The organism is Nostoc sp., assembly GCF_036916655.1.
GTDB lineage: Bacteria > Cyanobacteriota > Cyanobacteriia > Cyanobacteriales > Nostocaceae > Nostoc.
The window spans coordinates 97,517-119,479 of record NZ_JBALFY010000070.1 but is presented as its reverse complement, the minus strand read 5'-3'; the positions used below and the strand labels follow the sequence as shown (position 1 = coordinate 119,479).

Genomic DNA, 21,963 nt, shown 5'->3' with positions numbered 1-21,963 from the left:
ACTCCTAACTCAGCACTTCTAACTCCTAACTCAGCACTTTTCACTAAGCACTCACTAAAGACCTGGGGAATTAAGTAAATCCTGTAACATTCATCACGGAGTATTTTATGTCTAAGAATTTACTAGAACAATTGCGAGAAGTGACTGTTGTGGTCGCAGATACGGGGGATATCCAGGCAATTGAAAAATTCAAACCCCAAGACGCCACCACCAATCCTTCTTTGATTACTGCTGCGGCGCAGATGCCGGAATATCAGGGAATTGTCGATCAAACTTTACTTCAGGCAAAGAAAGATGCTGGAGCCGGAGCCACCCAAGCACAGATCGTTTCTTTAGCTTTTGACCGTTTGGCAGTTGCTTTTGGATTAAAGATTTTACAAATTATTCCCGGTCGCGTGTCTACAGAAGTGGATGCTCGCTTGTCTTACGATACCGAAGCTACCTTGACAAAGGCACGGGAATTAATTGCCCAGTATAAAGCTGCTGGAATTGGTCGCAATCGCGTTTTAATTAAAATTGCCACTACCTGGGAAGGCATTCGCGCTGCGGAAATCCTGGAAAAAGAAGGTATTCACTGTAACCTTACCTTGTTATTTGGTCTTCACCAAGCGATCGCCTGTGCCGAAGCTGGCGTTACTTTAATTTCTCCCTTTGTTGGTCGGATTCTCGACTGGTACAAAAAAGATACCGGACGCGATAGCTACCCAGCAACCGAAGATCCAGGAGTTTTGTCTGTCACCAAAATCTACAACTACTACAAGAAATTTGGCTATAAAACCGAAGTTATGGGAGCTAGCTTCCGTAACCTTGGTGAAATTACTGAACTTGCAGGTAGTGATTTGCTGACAATTTCTCCATCACTTTTGTCTGAATTGCAGTCAACTGTCGGAGAACTCCCACGTAAGCTTGACCCTGCGAAGGTAGCAAATTTGGAAATTGAAAAGATATCCATTGACAAAGCTACTTATGACAAATTGCACGCCGCTGACCGCATGGCAACCGACAAACTAGACGAGGGCATCAAAGGTTTCACCAAGGCACTAGAAGACCTTGAGAAACTTTTGGCAGACCGACTGGTTCGCCTTGAAGGAGAGGTAGTAGCAAGTCATTAGGGACTTCCAATTAAAACAACATCTAAGCAATAGCGTGTGTTACGGCTAAAGCCGTAACGCACCATTATTTTATGGGTAATTTATTTTTTGGTATTTCTTGAGAACATAACAATAGCTAATGGTTAATGGTTCATAAAACAACCACTAAGGGACTTCCAAATAATTGATTTATTGGAAGTCCCTAACCATTAATACCGTCGTCGGATTATCTGCCGTTCGCCAAAGGGCTGCTGACGTTGGATTCTTTGCCGTTGTCTGAACTCCTGGCGTCGTCGAATCGTCTGATATCTTCCGATGGGCTGCCTTCGTCGGATTATCTGCCGTCCTCCAAAGGGTTGCCGGCGTTGAATTATTTGCCGTCGTCGGATTCTTTGGTATCGTCCTTCTCGCCGTTGAGCAATCAAAAACTCTCCGGTTTTATTTCCAACCAGGTTAGCATCTGGTGCAACGCTCTGTTCATTCAAAGCATTACTTTGAGAAATATTTTTTGCTTCAGCTAATGAGGGCGGAGACACAAAGGCAAATAGCAACATTGCTATTGAGGATAGCTTCCTGAAACCTTTCATGTTTTTGCTTCTCTAAACTTCGGTAATAACTTTATTAAAACACTTTCACGTCTGAAAATTATCACTTACACGCTTTTTTTAAACCGAATTTGGTATGAGATTCTGATATAGAATTTCATCCTTATGAATAGTTGCAATTTTGTTTAAATTGTGTGTATAAACATTCAACATTTAGCAGAATGTAATTTTTTCTACATCTAGAGTAAATAGATTATTAAGTGAATAAACGAAATTTATTTTGTTGCAAAATGGGGTTAAAAGCTTTACTCAGCATGGATTAAGACCATCTATTTTATTTAAGAAAGTCTTAGCTTGGACATCTCTCTACCCCACAAAATGTATCAAAGCTGTATGTATGTATGTAAATGATAACTGCTAAATATTTTTAGTAAAAACTGTAAATAATAAGCTATTATCAGGTTTTTAAATCCAACCAAACCGACTCAAATAAACCCTAAATATTTTGATATACGATATGCGATCAAAATACCTACAATTCCCCCGATAACACTCCATAGGATCGAGGTAATCGATAGCAAACTTCCACCCCATAATATCGGGATATAACTGCCAATAGTAGTTCCTAAAAACATACCAATTCCGATCAGCAATTTATTCATTTGCAAAAAGCCTCAAAAATAGTTGAAATGAGTGGCTATGAATGTCCAGAATTTAGCTTGCAAAGGAAAATTCCGTACTTCTACCTTGCTCAACTTTTGAGTCACTGGCAAGGGTAAAATTACAGCAGTTTTCATCTATTTGAACGACATCCATCGTCAGGGTACAGCAATGTTTATTGGTGTCAACTTAACGTGAAATTAAGTCTAGGACTGGCTTTTAGATTGCTTCGTTTCCAGCCTACAACTGGGAATGCTTGTTGTTGAGGCTCCGCCTCCCTTACTGACGGCAGAGCCGCTTTTGAGTTGCATTTCACGAGGTTTTAAAGGAGTTTCAGCTTACAGCTATAGACTCAATACACTAAGGTTTATCCAAAATTACTGAGATTTATTTATACTGCGAATTACCAGCCAAGCTCCTCCAGAGGAGATAAATAACAATGGTGTTAACCAATCACCCCAACGCACATATAAAGTCTGTGTCTGTCGCCGATAAATTGTTTCAGCATGAGTTTCGTAGGTATTATATCCAGATATCCACAAGGTTCCACCATGAGGATTTACAAAGGCTGAATATCCAGTATTAGTTGCACGTGCTGACCAGCGATCGCTTTCAATAGCCCGCATGATATCCTGTGCATGATGCTGAAATGGCATCGATGCAGTGTAATGAGCATCGTTAGAAGAACTGAGGATAAATTGTCCACCCGCCGCCGCTTGACGGCGAAATTGTTCAGGAAAAGCAGATTCGTAACATATACTAGCGATCGCACGACCGAATGGAGTGTCAAATATCTGATTTGCTGAACCAGCAACTTGATGTGCATCCAAAGGCGACAAGCGCTGAACTAGTCCACCTAAAATTCCTTCAAAGGGAATATATTCTCCCAGAGGTACTAGTTTGGCTTTATCGTAGCGGCTGACAATTTCACCTTTGCTATTGAAAGTAAACAAGCTAATTGTATAACTATCTCCCCGTTCGCCAAAAGACCCAATCCAAGCAACTACGCCTTTTTCTTTCACTGCTGCGACTAAGGCAGTTCCCAGCAAGTCACGCTGGAAAATAGGTAAGGCTCCTTCTGGGGTGAGGACTGCATCTACACCTTGATTTGCTAAAGTTAGATACCCATTGGTGTAATTTTCTTGAGCGCGACGAAACCCTTCAGAACTTCTTAAAAGTCGATTCGGGATATTACCTTGAATAATCCCCACTTTCAAGGCTGCTTCTGATGGTTGGGCGATGGGACGACTGTATAAGATAAAACCGATGAGGTGTAAGGTAATTAATAGTCCTGTGGCAGTAACTAAGTATTTATTAACGAACCACAGAGGCGCGGAGGACACAGAGGTTCTTTCTGCGCTCTCTGCGTGTTGGCGGTTCATCCATCCTTCAGCAATTAACCCATTAACAGCAACAATCGCCGCTGTCACAGCATTAGGCCCAGAGAGTTGCCCCAGATGTACAATTACGAGATTGTGCGGACTCTGCGTGTAAGCAAGTGAACTCCACCACAGAGGCCCAGCACTCCACAGACTTTCTAAGCCGCACCAGACGGCTGTACCAATCAATATACGTAACCACGGTTTTTGTCCGCCCACGCGAACCATCACAGCCGCCCAAATAGTAAGGAATAGCCCACCCAAGACACTGATAAATCCCCAACAAAAAAGGGTGATTGCCAAACTCGGCAACCACGGAACGCCCAACCAAGTCATCGGATGAATTCCGGTAATCCAGAATAGGGCGACACCGTGATAACCAATACCCCAGAAGAAAGCCGGGGGGAATTGGTTTTTACCTTTGGCTGAAGTAACAACTAGCACCCATAAGGGAACCACGGCAATCCAAGCTAACAACCATGCACCCACTGGAGCGACGGTTAGCCCCATTAAAATGCCGCTAGCTAAGGCAATCAAGTAAGGCAGTAAAGAGGTTAACCTCTCCCCCTGCCTCCCGTGCCTCCCCTGCTTTTTACTCTGCTTCTTCTGCATCGACAGCATCAGGTGGAACTATTGCCACTCCGGTAATAGCGTCATCTTCGTCTAAACGCTGCACTCTGACTCCAGTCGCCGATCGCGATTGGATAGAAATCGCATTCACCGCTTGCCGGATGATAATACCGCGATTTGTCACCATCATGATTTCATCATCATCATTGTTGACAATGCGTAGGGTTGCCAACTTATCTTTGGTTTTGCGGTTTTTGAACTTGGTTGCCATTAAACCCTGACCAGCACGATTTTGCAGTCGGAACTGGGCAACTGGTACGCGCTTACCATATCCTCCCATTGTAATTACCAACACCCAAGGGCCAACAACGCCACTGGTAGGCACTTCTGCGGACTCTTCATTAATTTCGGTAATTTCGATATCTTCTGTTTCGATTGCTTCGATTGTTTCGATTGTTTCGATTGTTTCGATATCTTCTGTTTCGGCTATTTCGGCTTCTATAACTGTATCCAAAGTTTCAAGAATTGCTGCGGGCAGAATATCCATACCCACGAGTTCATCTTTATTTTTGAGTTTCATGGCTTTCACTCCACGAGTCGCCCTACTTAAAGGACGCAGTTGTTCGTGGTTGCACCGGAAGTTAATCGCCATCCCGTTACGAGAACCAATGATTACACTGTCCTCGACTCTGGCACGTCGCACCCAGCGCAGTTGGTCGCCTTCTTCTAAGGAAATAGCAATCAAACCATTGGCGCGAATGTGACTAAAGGCTGCCAATTCAGTTTTCTTGATATTGCCACCCTTGGTAAGCATGACCAAATATTCTTCGTTGCTAAACTCGTCAACCGGTACAATTGAGGTGATTTTTTCCTCTTTGGGAATCGGTAGCATTTGGACGATTGGTGTGCCGCGACTGGTACGCGAACTTGCTGGAATTTGATAAGCTCTCAGGCAATAAACAACACCACGTTCACTAAAGAATAAAATACTGTCGTGATCGCAGCAAGTTAAGAAATGCTCAATGGTATCATCATCTTTGACCTTGGCTGCGGCTTTACCTCTAGTAGCACGGCTTTGCGCCTCAAAGGTGTTCACTGGCATCCGTTTGATGTAGCCTTGCTCTGTCACCAAAATAATCGCTTTTTCATTGGCAATGAGGTCGCGATCGTCTAATTCTCCTTCTCCTGGTAAAATTACCGTGCGCCGGGGTGTGGCAAAGCTAGTTTTGAGTTGCCCAACTTCAGTTTCAATGATTTCTAGCACTCTCTCCCGCCGGGCCAAAATATCCTGCAAGTCGGTAATCTTCGCTTGCAATTCATCGTGTTCCAGACGAATTTTGTCTGCTTCTAGGGCAGTCAAGCGCCGCAATTGCATCTGCAAAATGGCATCTGCTTGGACTTCCGAGAGTCCGTAATTTGTGATTAATTCACCTTTAGCTGTGGGTGCATCGGGTGCATGGCGAATCAAGACAATAATTGGATCTAACTGAGCCAGGGCAATTAATAACCCTTGGAGGAGATGGTCGCGTTCCTCAGCTTTTCGCAATTCGTAGCGGGTGCGTCTAGCAATGGATTCGATGCGGAAATCCAAAAAGACGGTTAAAAACTGCTTGAGGGTGAGTACTTGGGGTTCGCTATTCACCAACGCCAGCATATTTGCGCCGAAGTTGGCTTGCAGTGGCGTTTGCTTGTAAAGGTTGTTCAGAACGACGCGGGGATAAGCATCACGCTTGAGTTCGATGACAACTCGCATCCCGTCGCGATCGCTTTCATCCCTTATATCTGCGATGCCCTCTAGCCGCTTCTCGTTCACCATTTCGGCGATTTTTTCAATCAGCGCCGCTTTATTGGTTTGATAGGGCAATTCAGTAATGATAATTGCTTCTCTATCTGGGCGTCCCCGTTGTTCAACGGTTTCAATGTTAGCAACACCACGCATGGTAATGGAACCACGCCCAGTAGTGTAAGCTTCTCGAATAGCAGATGTCCCCAAAATTTGCGCCCCAGTCGGAAAATCTGGGCCGTGGACATACTGCATTAATTCGAGATCGGTGATTTCTGGATTGTGGATTACAGCCACCAAAGCATCAATCAATTCGCCCAAGTTGTGCGGCGGAATGTTGGTGGCCATACCCACGGCAATCCCAGAGGAACCGTTGAGCAATAACTGGGGAATCCGTGCGGGTAAAACTGTCGGTTCTTGCTGAGAACCGTCGAAGTTATCGGCAAAGTCTACAGTTTCTAATTCGATGTCGTGGAGTAAACCAGCACTAGTTAAAGCTTGCAAGCGGCATTCTGTGTACCGCATCGCCGCTGGCGGATCGTTATCTACCGAACCAAAGTTACCATGTCCATTAACTAGGGGCGATCGCATAGAAAAATCCTGCGCCATCCGCACCAAGGCATCATATACTGCCGTGTCGCCGTGGGGATGATATTTACCTAATACTTCCCCTACGACACGGGCGCATTTCTTAAAGGGGCGATCGTGGAGCAGACCTAGCTCGTGCATTGCGTAGAGAATGCGACGATGCACAGGTTTTAGACCATCCCTGGCATCTGGCAACGCCCGACCCACTATCACGCTCATGGCGTATTCCAGATAAGACTGCGACATTTCGGTTCGCAAGTCAATCGGGATAATCCTCTCCTGTGAGGTTGTCATAACCTAAAAATCTCCAAAAATCGTAGATTTTAGCTTTTTTACTCAACAAAGCGCAAAATTATTCTAAATTGCTCTTGAATAATTGCTATATTTTGATATAATCTTAGCATATATTGCTTTTTATTGCCTAAGCAGCGAACTCAAGCGTTTTAGTATAGTAGATTGCTTCTTGGTTTAATCTAAGTTGTAGTTTGATCGCTTGTAATGGTAGGTTATGTGAAGCAATCGCAGAACTAAACAATAGGTTATATTAGTTAGTCTTGCTAATTTTTACCCAACCTGGGGATCACTATTTGATCTGGCTTGATCTAGCCTTTGATAATTGCTTTAGCAATGTTGATATAGGAATATATCAAAAAACTTTGTCATACACAGATACCACAATTTACTCTACTTTTTGTATTTTCTGACCTGCTGCTCTAAGCCGTATTAGGGGGTCTTACCCCCTAATCACCAGCTGTATCCGTAAAAGTTGTCGGGGATATAAGCCTGGCAATTCTCGAAACTATTTTTACTACAATAGTTGACATGTTAGTAGCTTGCTGGGAAAATGGGTAAAAAATTAACCAGATGATTGACCATAGCGATCGCCTCGCATCTCATAGAGAAGGTACATTCCCAGGTGTTGGAGGACTTGACCTGTATTACCAAAGCTGGCATCCAGAGGGTAAAGTACGGGCAATATTAGCTATTTCGCACGGACTTGGAGCGCACAGCGATCGCTACAATAATGTAATTCAGCATTTGATACCCAAGCAATACGCACTCTATGCCTTAGATTTGCGTGGTCATGGACGCTCACCAGGTCAGCGAGGCTATATTAGCGCTTGGAGTGAGTTTCGCGAAGACTTGGGAGCATTTTTAGAGTTAATTCAGACTCAAAATCCTGGATGCCCAGTTTTTATCTTGGGTCATAGTTTAGGCGGGGTGATTGTATTAGATTACATTCTGCGCTATCCCCAACAAGCATCATTATTGCAGGGTGCGATCGCGATCGCACCAACCTTAGGCAAAGTTGGGGTTTCGCCGATTCGGATACTTTTAGGAAAAATGCTCTCACAGGTATGGCCGCGTTTCACCCTGAATACAGGTATTGACATCAGCGCTGGTTCACAAGATCGGCAAGTTTTAGCTGCTTATGCCCAAGATACACTGCGACATACCCGTGCTACCGCCCGTCTGGCTACAGAATTCTTTGCAACAGTTGATTGGATTAACGCTCACGCCGCTGATTGGCAGTTACCACTATTGATTCTCCACGGTGGCGCAGACCGAGTTGCTTTACCTGCGGGAAGTGATATTTTTTACCAAAGAGTAAACTACAGAGATAAGCTGAGAATCGAATATCCAGGAGCTTATCACGAACTTCAGAGTGACATCAATTATCGCGAGGTACTGGCTGATTTAGAAGATTGGTTGGAGCGACATCTACCATCTGAGGTGGTGCAGGTGAGACGGAGAAGCACTGAGTTAGAGTTTCCTAATTCTTAGACATCTCCAGAAATTAAATATGCGTTACCTATAACCCTTGTAGAGACGTAGCAGTGCTACGTCTCTACATTCTTTTTCGGAGGTCTACTCAGCACGGGCTAAACCTTAGCTATCCGCTAACAGCACTGTTTCGGTGAGGCTTGAGGGAACTCCAAGAAATAAATTATCCAATATTGTGGGGTGGGCAACATGAGCGCCCAGTCTGTATGGCGCTCATGTTGCCCACCCCACAAGAGTTAATCAAGAGTTAATTGGATGGATATTTTTTTATTTGGAAGTCCCTGATTAGCGAAACCTGCCCCCTTCACAGCAAAGCGCCACCACAACTAGAACCACACCCAGCAGTACAACCATAGCAATAAGCAGCAGTTTGTACCTCACTAATCAGGTCTAAACTGCCAGCTTCTAACAATTTGCCAACTGTTAAAGTTTCACCATTGCGAGTTTTTGCAGGCAAATTCATCATTTGGTTAAAGTCACAATCATATACATTGCCCAGATAGTCAATTGAAAGTTCGTCACGACACATTAAATGTTCAACGGTGCTGGGATTAAAATGCAACTCTAAAAACTGCAAATAGCTGGTGTATAGCTTTTTCCGTTCTAAATGCATTTTAGTTCTACCAACTGGTAGATTAGTAATGGTGAAGAGGTTGTTAAACACAATATCAAAATGTTCTTGTAAGAACATTTTGTAATCTCGTTCTAAGTTACCCTGTTCGGGAGCTAAGGAAAATTTGTCACCACTGGGTAATTGGGGATTAAATACCAAGTCCAAAATTAGATTTTGGTCTTTACCATAGCCAATTTTGTTAAGCCACTGCAAAGCTTTGACTGAACTATCAAAAACACCTGCACCGCGCATTTTATCAACATTATCTGCTAGATAACAGGGTAGAGAAGCCACAACTCTTATCTGGTGTTTAGCAAAGTATTCTGGTAAATCACCAAATCCATCTTCAAAATAAATGGTCAAATTAGACCGGACAATCACTTGTTTTCCAGTTGCTTTTGCTGCTTCCACCAAGGGCTTAAATCCATAATTCATTTCTGGTGCGCCACCAGTCAAATCCACAATTTTAATTTCGGGGAATTTATGAATTAGCGAAATCAATTGTTCGCAAATTTCAGGAGAAAGTTCTTCTGTACGCTTTGGCCCCGCTTCGACATGACAGTGTGTACAGGCAAGATTACAACGCTTACCGAGATTAATTTGTAAAACAGTGATTCCTTTTTTTGTTAAAGGGGAAGTGAGTTTGTGATTAAACGGTGTTACTGTTGGATCTAGTGTAATTATTGATTGAGTTTGCATTGTTTACTTATCCTTAAAAATTGCACAAACAAATATATTTAGACAATTTTTCTAGCCTTGCAATAATCTATAGACTATTCCACTAATAATTGCAGCAGTTGGTAAAGTTAAAACCCATGATAGTAATATCTGAGAAAAAACACGTCTATTAGCTTTTTTGCTAATCAATCCTACCCCAAAAATAGAACCAACTGAAACGTGCGTGGTAGAAACCGGAAGCCCAAATCGGCTAGCTGCAATTACCAAAACTCCGGTTACTATGTTGGCTGATAAGCCTTGAATATGATTCATTGAGGTAATCTTTTCACTCATGGTAACAGCAACTCTTTGGGAGTTGAGTAAACCGCCAAGTGCCATTGCGATCGCTATTGTAATCATTCCTCCTTGAATCGAAAAATACTCAATAATCAGAATGAGTGAAACAATCTTAGGAGTGTCATTTAATCCTCTAGCAAAACTGACAATTCCAGCACTGAGAAAATGGCAAGTATCAATCGTTTTTTGATTGATTGGTAGATGCCATTTGGAATTAATATAACCAGATAAGCTGTAAATTCCTGCTCCCAAAGGAATAGCCAGGATTGGACTAAGTAATAAAGGCAAAATAAAGGAAGTTCCTAAAATTGCAAAATTCAGTTGAAGTCCGATCGCCACTAATCCAGCGCCAACAATCGCACCTGTTAAACTGTGAGTTGTAGAAATGGGAAACCCCATGAGGGTAGCAATGAGTACAGTTAAACCAGCAGCGATCGCTACTGCAATATGAAACTCTGGGGCATTAGCGATCGCATCAGGTAATAGTCCTTTTCCAGAGAAGTTTTTAATTAGTGTCTGTGCTAAAAAAGTTGCAGTGATTGCGCCAGCAAAAGTTGTAAAAGTTGCCCACAAAATTGCTGTTTGATAGCTAGTTGTTCTACTGCCAAACAACGTTGCTACACCCTTAAAATTGTCATTTGCACCATTTGAATATGCTAAAAAAAGCGTAGCTAAAAATAGAATAATTAACAACATTTCGGGGTTTATCAAGAAGAAATCAGAATCCAGAATGAAATTAGTGAAATATTTAATTGTGCATTCATTTCCCAGTCGTACAGAATTATTCTGAATTCTTTCTGAAAAATTTAACAGCAACCACCACCGCTATAGTGCCAAGTTGAATTAGTAACAATAACTTCTTGTGGCTTGATAGCAGCAAGTTTAGTAGCGGTCTTATCACACACTGCTGCGGGAATACCTCGCTGAAGTAGATGACCTGCTGAATCATCAAAGAAAGGTTCAGTACCAGCATAAATTGCTGTTTTGCCAGTAAAAATGCAAGCACCATCCTCTGGAATTACAACTTTAAAAGAGACAGAATCTAGACTTTCTAAAAGTAGGTTTTCTTCTAAATTATAAGTTTGAGAATCTAGGAGACGGTAAGGACGACGAGCGCGAATTTCAACTTGACCAAAACCAGCATCTATAATCCGTTCAGTATACTGTTGATATGTGAGTGCGCCTGATAAACACATCGCTCTCAGTCGTTCATCTTGTTGGAGATGTTCTGGAATTGGACGAGTCGCAATTGGATCGCTCATCTGCAACCGTCCACCTGGTTTTAATACCCGATATGCTTCTTTCAAAGCACGAGTTAAATCTTCTGGTTCAAAGATGTTGAAAAGGCAATTCTGTGCCACAATATCGACGCTAGCATCAGCAACAGGTAAGTTAAAAGCATCACCTTCGCGGATTTCTACAAAGCTGGGGTCAAACCAAGGGTTTTCTTGAGCCGCAATTTCTAGATTACGTGTGGCTGCTTCCCGCATCGCCGCAACCGGTTCAATGGCAATTACAGCACTTGTATAGCGGGAAAAATAAGCGAATTGCAACGCTTCTAAGCCGCCACCAACGCCAACATAGAGTACAGTAGGCTGGTTTCCTAATTCTGTGGGGTGAACAGTAGTGCCACAACCATAATTCATTTCTTGCATTGGCAAAGGAATTTTCAATCCTGGTAGTTGCAGGGGCGTACTTTGCACACAACAAAGTCCAACTTGTGGGGTTTGGGCAACTTCGCGGTAAAACTGCGCTGCTGTTTCTAGATAGGTCATACCATTTTGGATTTTAGATTTTAGATTATGACAGCTTTGTGCATCCTAGTATAGTTAACTCCGAGTTGGATAAGTTTTTGCTGAGATTGCCAAAAACCCTAAATTTTCATAAGATGGAGGCTCAATTAGCACCTAATGCCTGCAAAGTTGCTAATTGAGCTTCTGTTAACCCTTGAATTTCTTCAATTTTCATACCTTCGTAGGGACGAGGCGCTCTCCAAGTTTGCTGACATTTACCAGTTTGCAAATCCCAGACTTTGAGAGTTGCGTCTAAGCTACCACTAAAAGCAGTCAGTCTGGCAGAAGTTGCATCTCCAATTGAGACAGAGGCTACTACTAAACTATAAATAAGCTCTGAGTGACCCACCAAAGTTTCATAGCATTCTCCTGTAGAGATATGCCAAAGCTTCAAATTGCGATCTAAACTACCACTCACAATAAACTGAGCGTCTGGACTAAACTGTGCCACCATCACCGGGCCTTCGTGTCCTGTAAAAGTTTGCAAACATTCTCCTGTGGAAACTAACCACAGTTTTAGGGTTTGGTCAAAGCTTGTACTTAGTAACCACTCTCCGTTAGAGTTAAAGGTAACTGACCATACACTGTTAGTATGTCCTGTTAAAGTTTGGCTGCATTCGCCAGTGTTAACATCCCACAGCTTAATTATCCCGTCAAACTCGCTACTAGCAAGCTGTTGACCATCTGGACTAAAGGCGACTGAAACAACTGAACTGGTATGTCCTTTGAAGGTTTTCAGACATTCACCTGTGCTAATATCCCAAAGTTTCACGGTTTGGTCATAGCTGCTACTGGCTAATTGTTTGCCATCTGGACTAAAAACTACTGTCCAAACCCAACTAGTATGACCGTGCAAGGTTTGTAAACAGGTTCCTAACTTCCAGTTCCATAATTTGATGCTATGGTCTGCACTACCACTGGCGAGTAAAGGATACTGGCTATTAGGTTGAAATGCTACTGACCATACGCGGTTAGTATGTTCCCGTAATGTTTGTACTAAAGTACCATTTTTGATGTCCCATAACTTAATTGTTTGGTCTTCGTGTCCACTTGCCAGATAGTCGCCATCTCGATTTAATGCCAGGGACAATACACTATTGGTATGTCCTTTGAATGTTTTTGTGCAGCGCCCTATTTGAATATTCCATAGTTTGGTGGCGTGGTCATCGCCACCACTGACCAATTGTTGCTCGTTGGGATGATAAGCAACTGTCCAAACGCGGCTGCTATGACCGAGAAAAGTTTTCAGACAATTTCCGGTGACGACATCCCATAATTTTACTGTGCGGTCAAAACTGCTGCTGGCTAACTGTTGACCTTTGCGACTAAATGCGATCGCTGTGACTGTTTGTCGATGTCCGCGTAAGGTTTGAAGACATCTTTGGGTTTTAACATCCCAAAGTTTGATGGTGTTGTCATAGCTACTGCTTGCAAGTAATTCACCATTTGGACTAAATGCTACAGATCGCACCCAGCGATCGTGTGCTTGCCAAACACAAAGGCAATTTCCGGTAGCAACATCCCACAGACGAATTGTACAATCTTCTCCACAACTGGCCAGGATTTGACCATAAGGATGAAAAGCGATCGCCCATACTCGACCTTCATGACCAACTAAAGTCTCAACTTCTGGGTTAAGCTTTTCTGATCCAACCTGCCACAAACGAATAGTTACATCTTGACCGCAACTCGCCAGGATATTACCATCAGGACTAAAAGCAACGGCATTAACTGAGTATGTATGTCCTTTGTATGTGTGCAGACATTGCCCAGTTTCCACATCCCATAACTTCACCAGATAATCATCAGCAGCGCTGGCCAGATACCGTCCATCTGGACTAAAAGTTACAGCCCATGTCCAATGTTGGTGTCCCCGACAACGAATTAGTTGTTTGCCTGTGCTACTATCCCAAATTTGAATTTCACCTTTGGTATCACCGGTAGCTAAATACTCTCCATCTGGACTAAAAGCAGCACTGAGTACACCGCCAAAAGTTTCTGCGAAGACGGTTTCGCTAATATTAACGCCAGTAAAATTAGTGTTGTGCAATGTAGCGTTGGCTAAGTAAGCTTGGCGAATAGCCAGATGAGAAAAATCAAAGCCACTCAGATCGGTTTGCAATATTGAGAATAGATTCAGCAAATTGCCCCCTGCATAGCCTACTTGTACTGCTGTTTGGTGTCGCAATTGGGCTAAAATTTGGCAAAGGTGCTGCTCAAGTCGGGCTTGGGTGTCGAAGTCGGTTAAAAGTCGTTCTACTAAGGGGTGCAGAATAAATTGAATTTGGGCTTCGCGCAGGTAATCTTGAGTTTGGGCTTCAATTAAGGCATGAGTTCTGAATAAGTTAAGTTCGCCTGTAATAATCTCCCGCTCAATAGTTTGGATAAATTGTTCTGTAACATATTCCATAATTACGGGTTGTTGCGTTAACCCTGTGGTTCTTGTTTCCACGAGAGAACGCCCCTTAAGTGATTCTAAGGCTTCTAAGAGTTCTCGCCAAAATACTTGCGGTAATATTTCGGTTTGTAACTTTGTTGGTGTTACCCCTTCTCGGTTAATCGCTAGCCAGTACATAATCTGCTGTTGCAGAGGCGATAAACGCTCGAACTGTTGCTTGAGTAAGTCCCACAAATCGCTAAAAAGGGTATTACCTTGTGCCAAGAATGCTTGTGTGTCACCGCAAAATATATCTTGAATAGCGGTTGCGGCAATTTTGAGGGCGAGTGGATTACCACCAAAATAATTGACCAAGGTTTGATGTTTTTGTGTTTTATCTAACCCTTTGACGGTCAGTATTTGCTGACCCTCTATTGCTGAAAGTCCTGACAAACAGAGCGATCGCACTGGTAAATTTTCACCCGATCGCGCCGCAATTTTAGCCGGTTTTTCTCGTCCGGTGACTATCAAACAACTTTGGTGGAGTTCATCGCAGATTCGCTCAAATAGCTGTTGATATGCTTCAAATCCTTGTTGGTATTGTCCTCCTCGGTTACCACTTTGTAAAATTGACTCGACGTTATCAAGAACTAATAAACAACGCTTTTGCTGCAATTGTTTCATCAAAAGATTAATTGAACTATCAATTGTTGCCTCTGAACCCATTAAAATCGGCAAAATCTCGCCCAGTAAAGTATTTAACGGTAGTGCTTGCTGTAAACTACGCCAAATCACATATTGAAACTGAGACTGGATTTGCTCTGCAAGCTTCACCGAGAGAGTAGTTTTGCCAATTCCACCTAGTCCAAAAATCCCAACAAAACGACAATTCTCATCTCCAATCCATGTTGCTAAAGTTTGCAGTTCTGCTTGGCGGCCGTAAAATCGGGAAACATCGATGGCCTCTCCCCAATCTTGGATACTGCTTTGGGATTGCTGATAGCGATGCAGAATAGCTTGGATATTTTTTTTAGAGACTTCTTCACCGATAACTTGGGAAAGCGATCGCCACAATTGCGAACCGACTTGTTTTACATAGTCGTAATCATAACCTATCTTATCCGCAATTTCCCCATAAGTTCGTCCGAGCCAACTTTCGAGAAAGACTACAGAGTGAACATCATTTAGCCCTTGATCCAACATAGTAGAGCTTAAAACAGCATCGACTATTTTGAGTGCCTCTTCTCCGGTCATGGCTCAACAAGATCCAGGTATCGTTTAAGTATTTAAACTTGTCTGTTCTTCGTGGAAAAATTATGGCGAAATTTACAATTCTTTACACAAGCAAGTTTACGTAAATTTACATTAGCTACTTACTTTTACTTACCTTTTCTCACCGACAGAGCGATCGCACTTGGGTTTTGATTAAGTTAAGGCAATAGAGATTTTTGTAAACAATTTAAAAATTGGAGCAATAATGAGCAAAAAAGTTACTTCTAGAGAATATAAGGTTCTGCTCAAAAAGGAATTGTTTATTGGTAGTGAGCAAGAACTTTTAGAATCCGCCAAAAACTTTTGGCACGCTTTTTCACAAGCTATCAATAATCTTGTAATTGAGGTCAATGGCGATTTAAACCAGATTGCAGACCAGCGAACTATCAGATTTTATGATACTGAGGAGTATATTTTATATAAAAACAATTACATTCTTCGTGAGAGGATTGATGTTAATAATAATGAGAGGGAAGTTACTCTAAAATTTCGTGATAGAGATCGATATATTGCTCAAGATCGCAATATGAATAGAGGAGAAGCGAAATTTGAGGAAGATATTAAGACTCCTTTTGAAGTATTGTATAGCTTTTCAGATACGCAAATAATCTCTAGAGAGAATAAACTGAATAAAATACAAGATGCTACACAATTATATCCAGATTTGCTAGACAAAGTAAGTCTTTTAAAAGCAGACGAAAAAATCAGAACAATAGGATTAATTATCCGTGAAATAGTAATTAAAGGGGCGAAATTCCAGATTAAAAATCAACCCAGACTAGACTCTAAGTGTGCTTTGATTATTTGGTATGATAGCAATAATGATCCAAAAAAACCAGTAGCAGTCGAGTTCAGCTTTAAATATGGGGATGAAAACGAAGTTTATAGCAGAAAATTGGCTCAAAGGGCTTATGATGTATTCCATATATTGCAAGAAATACTAACGTATTGGGTAGATTTAGATTCTGATACAAAGACGGCTTACATCTATAAGTTAGACAAAGCAAAGGTATCCGATTATTAATATTGAGGAGTGCAGTAACGGTGGAAAAAGTTGTTAATATACTTATAGGTATTATTGCATTTATACATATACTTTTTCTCATAGTGCAGATATTTTTCTGGAATACAGAGTTTGTTCAAAAAAGAATAGTCGGAAATTTCACTCCAGAGGAAATTTCTGCAATTCTTGCTAAAAATCAAGGGTTATATAACGGGTTTCTTGCTGCTGGCTTAATCTGGGGATCTTTTATATTACAAAAAGTTCCACAAATTGAGCCTTCATCGATTGTGATTTTCTTTTTAATTTGTGTAGCGATCGCAGGCATTTTTGGTAGCATTACCTTGAAACGCCCAACAGCATTTTTAATCCAATCACTACCTGCAATCTTGGCTTTATTCTTGCTATGGTATCCTCATTTTTAACGGTTAGGTTTCCAGACATATTTTCAAATTTTCAATTAAATCGTGAATTGCCCAGCGTACTCCCTCAATGGCTTGGTTCATAAATGTCCCCCTTTGGCTTGCTGCCTTCTTTACTTAATTTTATCTTTCCTTTGGACAAGGCAGTTATGGTATTTAAATTAGAACCATAATGAAAAGCTGAAGATCAAGCGAAACTCTGTATGCTGACATTTACCGAACTTAAACCACCTAATGACGATACTGCGGTTACTTTTACTCTGGCGCTGACAGCAGAAGAACGCACCCGCAGCCGTCATCGTTTTGAAACGGAAGATGGTAAAGTTGTGTTTTTACATTTACCTAGAGGAACTGTCTTACACGATGGCGATATTCTGCAAGAAGAAACCCATCGCAATTTAATCAGAATTACTGCTAAACCAGAACTAGTTTTGACTGCCTTTGCCCAAACACCACTTTTATTACTACGCGCTGCATATCATCTAGGAAATCGCCATGTACCTGTAGAAATTACTCCGACTTATTTACGCTTGTCTTCCGATTCGGTTTTACGTTCAATGTTGGAACAACTGGGGTTAGAAGTTAAAGAGGAAATTTTACCATTTCAGCCAGAATTAGGAGCTTATGGACAACACCATCATGCTAACTGATAGCCATCTTTTGAGCATTTTGCAGTTGGCTAGCCCTGCTTTACCTGTGGGAGCATATAGTTATTCTGAAGGCTTGGAAATGCTGGTGGAGAATGGTACGATCGCTAACCACACACATCTCAAAGATTGGTTAAAAGCCGAGTTGCTCTACGGGGCAATTCGGTTAGAGGCGGCTGTGATGGTACGATCGCAGCAAGCCGCCAAAATTGCTGATATTGAGTTGCTATGCCGTTGGAATCTGTGGTTATCCGCCGCTAGAGAAACAGAAGAATTACGCGCCTCTAGTTGGCAGATGGGGCGATCGCTGATCCAATTACTTGGTAAACTAGAACCGCAGATTGTACCTATTGCTAATACTGTCGGTAATCCTTGCAATTATGCGATCGCTTTTGGTATTGCCGTTGCCCATTGGCAAATTAGCATCCAAGCTGCATTACTCGGATATCTGCATAGTTGGGCAAGTAATTTGATTACTGTCGGCGTGAAACTTATTCCCCTTGGACAAACAGCAGGACAACGGTTATTGCTAGATTTGCAACCATTACTCAGTGCTGCGACCTTAGAAATTCTCGCGTTAGAGGACGATCAACTCGCCTGTTGTAGTTGGGGTTTGTCGCTAGCGAGTATGCAACATGAAACGCAGTATACAAGGTTGTTTAGGAGTTAGTCATTAGTCATTAGTCAAAAACTAAGAACTAGTAACCATCTACCAAGGGAAAGTGACAAAGGACAAATAAAAATGAATGCATTTCGAGTGGGAGTTGCTGGCCCGGTGGGTTCGGGGAAGACGGCTTTGGTGGATGCTTTGTGTAAGGGGTTGCGTGAGCAGTATCAGATTGCCGTAGTGACAAATGACATTTATACTCAGGAGGATGCTCAGTTTTTGGTGCGTTCTCAGGCGTTGGCAAGCGATCGCATTTTGGGTGTAGAGACTGGTGGTTGTCCTCACACTGCTATCCGCGAAGATGCTTCGATGAATTTGGCGGCAATTGAACAGTTAGAGGAACGTTTTCTCGATTTGGATTTAGTATTTTTGGAAAGTGGCGGTGATAATTTAGCTGCTACTTTTAGTCCCGAATTAGTGGATTTAACGATTTACGTCATTGATGTTGCAGCAGGCGATAAAATTCCCCGCAAAGGTGGCCCCGGTATTACTAAATCTGATTTGTTGGTGATTAACAAAACTGACTTAGCACCTTATGTTGGTGCAGATTTAAGTATGATGGAACGAGATGCTAGAAAAATGCGCGGCGATAAACCTTTTATTTTTACTAATTTGAAAACTAAGTCTGGACTTGCAGATGTAATTAACTTTGTTTGCACAAATATCTGTTGAAAAAGAATTCAGAATTCAGGAGTCAGAATCAAGATAACTAAACCTGCGTATGTTAGTGCGGATGCAAAAATACCGTTTATTCAGACGCTAGCTAACTCGCTATCCGCCACTCGTACAGAATTCATGCTGTTAGCGGTAGCGGAACGTTTAGCCCATTCTAACTCCTTACTCCTGAATTCTGCTTCACTATAGTTATCTTTATTTGTACTGACTTATTTGTTGGCTCATAATCTGATTATTCAATAAATATTAAAGCAGTCAAATCCTCGATGCTACTACAGTAAACCGATAAAGTTTTAGTATTATTAGAAAAACTAATTACGGAAAAAGGAGTATTGCCATTAAACAGTAAATCTGTCATATTTAAGAATCTAATTTAAAACCAAAAGCATTTACATTATGTTAGCGACATCTATAAAAATTCTTAATGAGCATTATCAATCTCTCAACAACGAGGGTATAGATGTCATTCAAGGATTAACTCGAAGTCCAAAAACCTTACCTCCAAAATATTTTTATGACGATCGTGGCTCAGAATTATTTGAGCATATATGTGAATTACCAGAATATTATCCAACACGAACAGAAGCATGGATTTTGCGCCAATATGCTGATGAGATTGCTCAGATTACAGGTGCTTGTGAACTTGTCGAATTAGGTAGTGGTAGTTCTACAAAAACAGAGTTTTTGTTAGATGCTTATCAAAAATTTGCTAGTTGTTGTAGATATATACCCATTGATGTTAGTCGGGGAATCCTTAAATCTAGTGTCATCAAGCTACAGCAAAAATATCCGACTTTCTTTATTGAGGGATTAATAGGAACCTATGAACAAGCACTCATAAAACTAGAATCTACTTTTGCAGCATCACGGCTAATTTTTTTCTTGGGTAGTTCTCTGGGTAACTTTAACCCACGAGAATGTGATGATTTTTTAAAACAGATTACTAAGACTTTAGAAGTAGGTGACTACTTTCTTTTGGGGATTGATTTACAAAAACCCAAGGAAATTTTGGAGCCAGCTTATAACGATACTCAGGGAGTTACAGCAGCTTTTAACATAAATATACTCTCTCACTTAAATTGGCGTTTTCAAGGCAATTTTGACCTCAATTTATTCACTCATCAAGCTATCTATAATGAGACTGATGCTCAAATTGAGATGTATCTGCATTGCCAAAAGAGTCACAAGGTATCTTTAGAAGCATTAGACTTACAAATTTTGTTTGCAGATGGAGAAAGTATTCTTACTGAAATTTCTCGTAAGTTTGATTTAGTCATTATGCAAAAGCAGCTAGAAATACACGGACTTAAAACACTTAAGACTTGGACAGATCCCAAGCATTTATTTGGATTAATTCTTTGTCAAGCTTAAATTTTATATCATGCTTGGTTAAAGAATTTTAATTACGTTCACAACAACATATCACTAGTAATTTGCTGGATATGATATTACTTATTGAACAGAATTCAGGAGTCAGAATAGGCTAAACCTTAGCTATCCGCTAACAGAATGAATTTTGTATGACTGGCGGATAGCACAGCGGTAGCGAGTATTTTCGAGTCGCGTCTGAATAATCGGCGTTTTTGCACCCCACCAAATTGGAAATTTGGCGATCGACAAGTGTTTTGAGATAAACCAGGGATATAAATTGTATGTCATTTAATTTTTATTCCAAAATAATTCCTCATCTGTACATTTTTTAAATATCAATTTAATTGACACCATGAACAGTTTTCAATCTACTTATCCGCCAAAACTTGATAGTTGCAATTCTCAAGTAATTCTAGATTACTTTAACAATGCTTGGCAGATAGAAGATATACTATTGAAAAGTCTAGTTGGGGAAGAGACATTCTATATAAATCCAGATCCTTTAAGAAATCCTCTAATTTTTTATCTGGGACATTCGGCAATTTTCTACATCAATAAATTAATTCAGGTAGGGTTATTAGAAAAACGCCTCAATCCAGAGTATGAAATTTTGTTTGAAATTGGAGTAGATCCAGAAAAACCAGAAGAGTTGAATGCAGCGATCGCTCATTTACAATGGCCGCAAGTTGCAGAGACTTGGAAATATCGAGAACAAGCATATACTGTAATTTCCGAACTAATTAAGACAACCCCAATTACTCTACCAATTCATCCCACTCATCCCCTCTGGGCTTTAATGATGGGGATTGAACACCAACGTATTCACATTGAAACCTCTTCGATGTTAATTCGCCAACTACCGATTGAGAGAGTAAAAAGTCCTCAAAATTGGCAATATGCTCCTTTTAATGGTTACACTCATCAGAACGAAATGCTCGAAGTAGCTGGTGGGATAGTGAAACTTGGAAAAGCCTTTGATGATTCGACTTATGGATGGGATATTGATTATGGCGATCGCACTGTTGAAGTTGCACCCTTTTTCGCCAGCAAATATTTGATTACTAATGGCGAATTTAGCTATTTTGTCAAAGCTGGTGGTTACGAAAATCAAGACTATTGGGATGAAGAATCTTGGAATTGGAAAACTCGATACAATATTCAATGTCCCAAATTTTGGTTACATGAAAATGGTAGCTACAAATATCGAGCCATGTTTAATGAAATTGACTTCCCCCTAGATTGGCCTGTGGAAGTCAATCATTATGAAGCAATGGCTTATTGTCGTTGGCAAGGAAAAGACACTCGCTTGATGAGTGAAGCAGAATACCATTTAGCAACTTATGGCAATAGTTTATTAGATGATGTAGAAAATTATAATCTCAATTTAAAATTTGGCTCACCTAGTCCCGTTGGGATGTTAGAAACAGCCAAAAGCTCTTCGGGACTGTATGATTTACGAGGTAATGTTTGGGAATGGTTGAGTAATAACTTAAACCCTCTTCCCGGATATCAACCTCATTTTCTTTATGAAGATAATTCTGCGATATTCTTTGACGATCAACATCAAATGATGTTAGGAGGATGTTGGATAACTAATGGTACAGAAGCTTTAAAATATTACCGTAATTGGTTCCGTCCCAATTTTTATCAGCACGCTGGTTTTCGGATTGTTCAAGATATTAAAGATTAACAGAATATGCCTTGGTTACAT

At 41.2% G+C, this 21,963-nt stretch carries 17 protein-coding genes; 9 read left to right on the top strand and 8 right to left on the bottom strand.

The window, feature by feature from the left end; all coding sequences use genetic code 11:
* Positions 1-107: 107 nt before the first annotated feature.
* Positions 108-1,112 carry a transaldolase gene (locus V7L31_RS20700; protein ID WP_334697984.1) on the top strand — a complete coding sequence of 335 codons (1,005 nt, stop codon included), beginning with the start codon at positions 108-110 and terminating at the stop codon, positions 1,110-1,112.
* 188 nt (positions 1,113-1,300) lie between these two features.
* On the opposite strand, the gene V7L31_RS20695 is transcribed toward V7L31_RS20700, so the two are convergent.
* The 3 genes from V7L31_RS20695 to gyrA form a co-directional block, all read right to left on the bottom strand.
* Complete coding sequence (locus V7L31_RS20695; protein WP_334697983.1) at positions 1,301-1,678, bottom strand: hypothetical protein; 378 nt, start codon at positions 1,676-1,678, stop codon at positions 1,301-1,303.
* A gap of 995 nt (positions 1,679-2,673) precedes the next feature.
* Complete coding sequence (lnt, locus tag V7L31_RS20690) at positions 2,674-4,287, bottom strand: apolipoprotein N-acyltransferase (RefSeq protein ID WP_334697982.1); 1,614 nt, start codon at positions 4,285-4,287, stop codon at positions 2,674-2,676.
* Positions 4,268-6,910, bottom strand: a complete 2,643-nt coding sequence (gene gyrA, locus V7L31_RS20685; protein ID WP_334697981.1) for a DNA topoisomerase (ATP-hydrolyzing) subunit A — start codon at positions 6,908-6,910, stop codon at positions 4,268-4,270. Before gyrA ends, lnt begins: the two co-directional genes overlap by 20 nt.
* Positions 6,911-7,480: 570 nt before the next feature.
* Here gyrA and V7L31_RS20680 point away from each other — a divergent pair.
* Positions 7,481-8,401, top strand: a complete 921-nt coding sequence (locus tag V7L31_RS20680; RefSeq protein WP_334697980.1) for an alpha/beta hydrolase — start codon at positions 7,481-7,483, stop codon at positions 8,399-8,401.
* 304 nt (positions 8,402-8,705) lie between these two features.
* On the opposite strand, the gene arsS is transcribed toward V7L31_RS20680, so the two are convergent.
* The 4 genes from arsS to V7L31_RS20660 all read right to left on the bottom strand — a co-directional run bounded on the left by arsS (position 8,706) and on the right by V7L31_RS20660 (position 15,452).
* Positions 8,706-9,713: an arsenosugar biosynthesis radical SAM (seleno)protein ArsS gene (arsS, locus tag V7L31_RS20675; protein WP_334697979.1), complete on the bottom strand. Its 1,008-nt coding sequence runs from the start codon at positions 9,711-9,713 to the stop codon at positions 8,706-8,708.
* Between the two features lie 51 nt (positions 9,714-9,764).
* A complete protein-coding gene (locus V7L31_RS20670; RefSeq protein WP_334697978.1) occupies positions 9,765-10,724 on the bottom strand; it encodes an inorganic phosphate transporter in 960 nt (319 codons plus the stop codon).
* Positions 10,725-10,834: 110 nt separating this feature from the next.
* Positions 10,835-11,803, bottom strand: coding sequence for an arsenosugar biosynthesis arsenite methyltransferase ArsM (gene arsM / locus V7L31_RS20665; protein ID WP_334697977.1), 969 nt, complete (start codon positions 11,801-11,803; stop codon positions 10,835-10,837).
* 121 nt (positions 11,804-11,924) lie between these two features.
* Entirely contained in the window at positions 11,925-15,452 is a 3,528-nt protein-coding gene (locus tag V7L31_RS20660; RefSeq protein ID WP_334697976.1) for an NB-ARC domain-containing protein, read from the bottom strand.
* Between the two features lie 223 nt (positions 15,453-15,675).
* On the opposite strand from V7L31_RS20660, the gene V7L31_RS20655 reads away from it, so the two are divergent.
* From V7L31_RS20655 to egtD, 6 genes are all read left to right on the top strand, one after another.
* Entirely contained in the window at positions 15,676-16,494 is an 819-nt protein-coding gene (locus V7L31_RS20655; protein WP_334697975.1) for a hypothetical protein, read from the top strand.
* A 20-nt stretch (positions 16,495-16,514) separates the two neighbouring features.
* The gene (locus tag V7L31_RS20650; protein WP_334697974.1) at positions 16,515-16,895 is read left to right on the top strand and encodes a DUF1304 domain-containing protein; all 381 of its coding nucleotides are present in this window, start codon (positions 16,515-16,517) and stop codon (positions 16,893-16,895) included.
* Between the two features lie 200 nt (positions 16,896-17,095).
* A complete protein-coding gene (ureE, locus tag V7L31_RS20645) occupies positions 17,096-17,542 on the top strand; it encodes an urease accessory protein UreE (RefSeq protein WP_334697973.1) in 447 nt (148 codons plus the stop codon).
* Positions 17,517-18,209, top strand: a complete 693-nt coding sequence (locus tag V7L31_RS20640) for an urease accessory protein UreF (RefSeq protein WP_334697972.1) — start codon at positions 17,517-17,519, stop codon at positions 18,207-18,209. Before ureE ends, V7L31_RS20640 begins: the two co-directional genes overlap by 26 nt.
* Positions 18,210-18,281: 72 nt before the next feature.
* Entirely contained in the window at positions 18,282-18,878 is a 597-nt protein-coding gene (ureG, locus tag V7L31_RS20635) for an urease accessory protein UreG (RefSeq protein ID WP_334697971.1), read from the top strand.
* A 399-nt stretch (positions 18,879-19,277) separates the two neighbouring features.
* The gene (gene egtD / locus V7L31_RS20630) at positions 19,278-20,252 is read left to right on the top strand and encodes an L-histidine N(alpha)-methyltransferase (protein WP_334697970.1); all 975 of its coding nucleotides are present in this window, start codon (positions 19,278-19,280) and stop codon (positions 20,250-20,252) included.
* A gap of 123 nt (positions 20,253-20,375) precedes the next feature.
* On the opposite strand, the gene V7L31_RS20625 is transcribed toward egtD, so the two are convergent.
* Positions 20,376-20,540, bottom strand: coding sequence for a hypothetical protein (locus V7L31_RS20625; protein WP_334697969.1), 165 nt, complete (start codon positions 20,538-20,540; stop codon positions 20,376-20,378).
* 64 nt (positions 20,541-20,604) lie between these two features.
* Between V7L31_RS20625 and ovoA the strand changes: the two genes are divergently transcribed.
* The gene (gene ovoA / locus V7L31_RS20620) at positions 20,605-21,942 is read left to right on the top strand and encodes a 5-histidylcysteine sulfoxide synthase (RefSeq protein ID WP_334697968.1); all 1,338 of its coding nucleotides are present in this window, start codon (positions 20,605-20,607) and stop codon (positions 21,940-21,942) included.
* The last annotated feature ends 21 nt before the right edge of the window (positions 21,943-21,963 follow it).

What these genes read in the sequence shown, in the direction of transcription:
- gyrA (WP_334697981.1), bottom strand. Translation starts at nt 6,910, where the DNA reads ATGACAACCTCACAGGAGAGGATTATCCCGATTGACTTGCGAACCGAA.
- V7L31_RS20660 (WP_334697976.1), bottom strand. Translation starts at nt 15,452, where the DNA reads ATGACCGGAGAAGAGGCACTCAAAATAGTCGATGCTGTTTTAAGCTCT.
- V7L31_RS20625 (WP_334697969.1), bottom strand. Translation starts at nt 20,540, where the DNA reads ATGACATACAATTTATATCCCTGGTTTATCTCAAAACACTTGTCGATC.
- V7L31_RS20640 (WP_334697972.1), top strand. Translation starts at nt 17,517, where the DNA reads ATGGACAACACCATCATGCTAACTGATAGCCATCTTTTGAGCATTTTG.
- V7L31_RS20655 (WP_334697975.1), top strand. Translation starts at nt 15,676, where the DNA reads ATGAGCAAAAAAGTTACTTCTAGAGAATATAAGGTTCTGCTCAAAAAG.
- egtD (WP_334697970.1), top strand. Translation starts at nt 19,278, where the DNA reads ATGTTAGCGACATCTATAAAAATTCTTAATGAGCATTATCAATCTCTC.
- ureE (WP_334697973.1), top strand. Translation starts at nt 17,096, where the DNA reads ATGCTGACATTTACCGAACTTAAACCACCTAATGACGATACTGCGGTT.
- V7L31_RS20680 (WP_334697980.1), top strand. Translation starts at nt 7,481, where the DNA reads ATGATTGACCATAGCGATCGCCTCGCATCTCATAGAGAAGGTACATTC.
- lnt (WP_334697982.1), bottom strand. Translation starts at nt 4,287, where the DNA reads ATGCAGAAGAAGCAGAGTAAAAAGCAGGGGAGGCACGGGAGGCAGGGG.
- V7L31_RS20700 (WP_334697984.1), top strand. Translation starts at nt 108, where the DNA reads ATGTCTAAGAATTTACTAGAACAATTGCGAGAAGTGACTGTTGTGGTC.
- ureG (WP_334697971.1), top strand. Translation starts at nt 18,282, where the DNA reads ATGAATGCATTTCGAGTGGGAGTTGCTGGCCCGGTGGGTTCGGGGAAG.
- ovoA (WP_334697968.1), top strand. Translation starts at nt 20,605, where the DNA reads ATGAACAGTTTTCAATCTACTTATCCGCCAAAACTTGATAGTTGCAAT.
- V7L31_RS20670 (WP_334697978.1), bottom strand. Translation starts at nt 10,724, where the DNA reads ATGTTGTTAATTATTCTATTTTTAGCTACGCTTTTTTTAGCATATTCA.
- arsM (WP_334697977.1), bottom strand. Translation starts at nt 11,803, where the DNA reads ATGACCTATCTAGAAACAGCAGCGCAGTTTTACCGCGAAGTTGCCCAA.
- V7L31_RS20695 (WP_334697983.1), bottom strand. Translation starts at nt 1,678, where the DNA reads ATGAAAGGTTTCAGGAAGCTATCCTCAATAGCAATGTTGCTATTTGCC.
- arsS (WP_334697979.1), bottom strand. Translation starts at nt 9,713, where the DNA reads ATGCAAACTCAATCAATAATTACACTAGATCCAACAGTAACACCGTTT.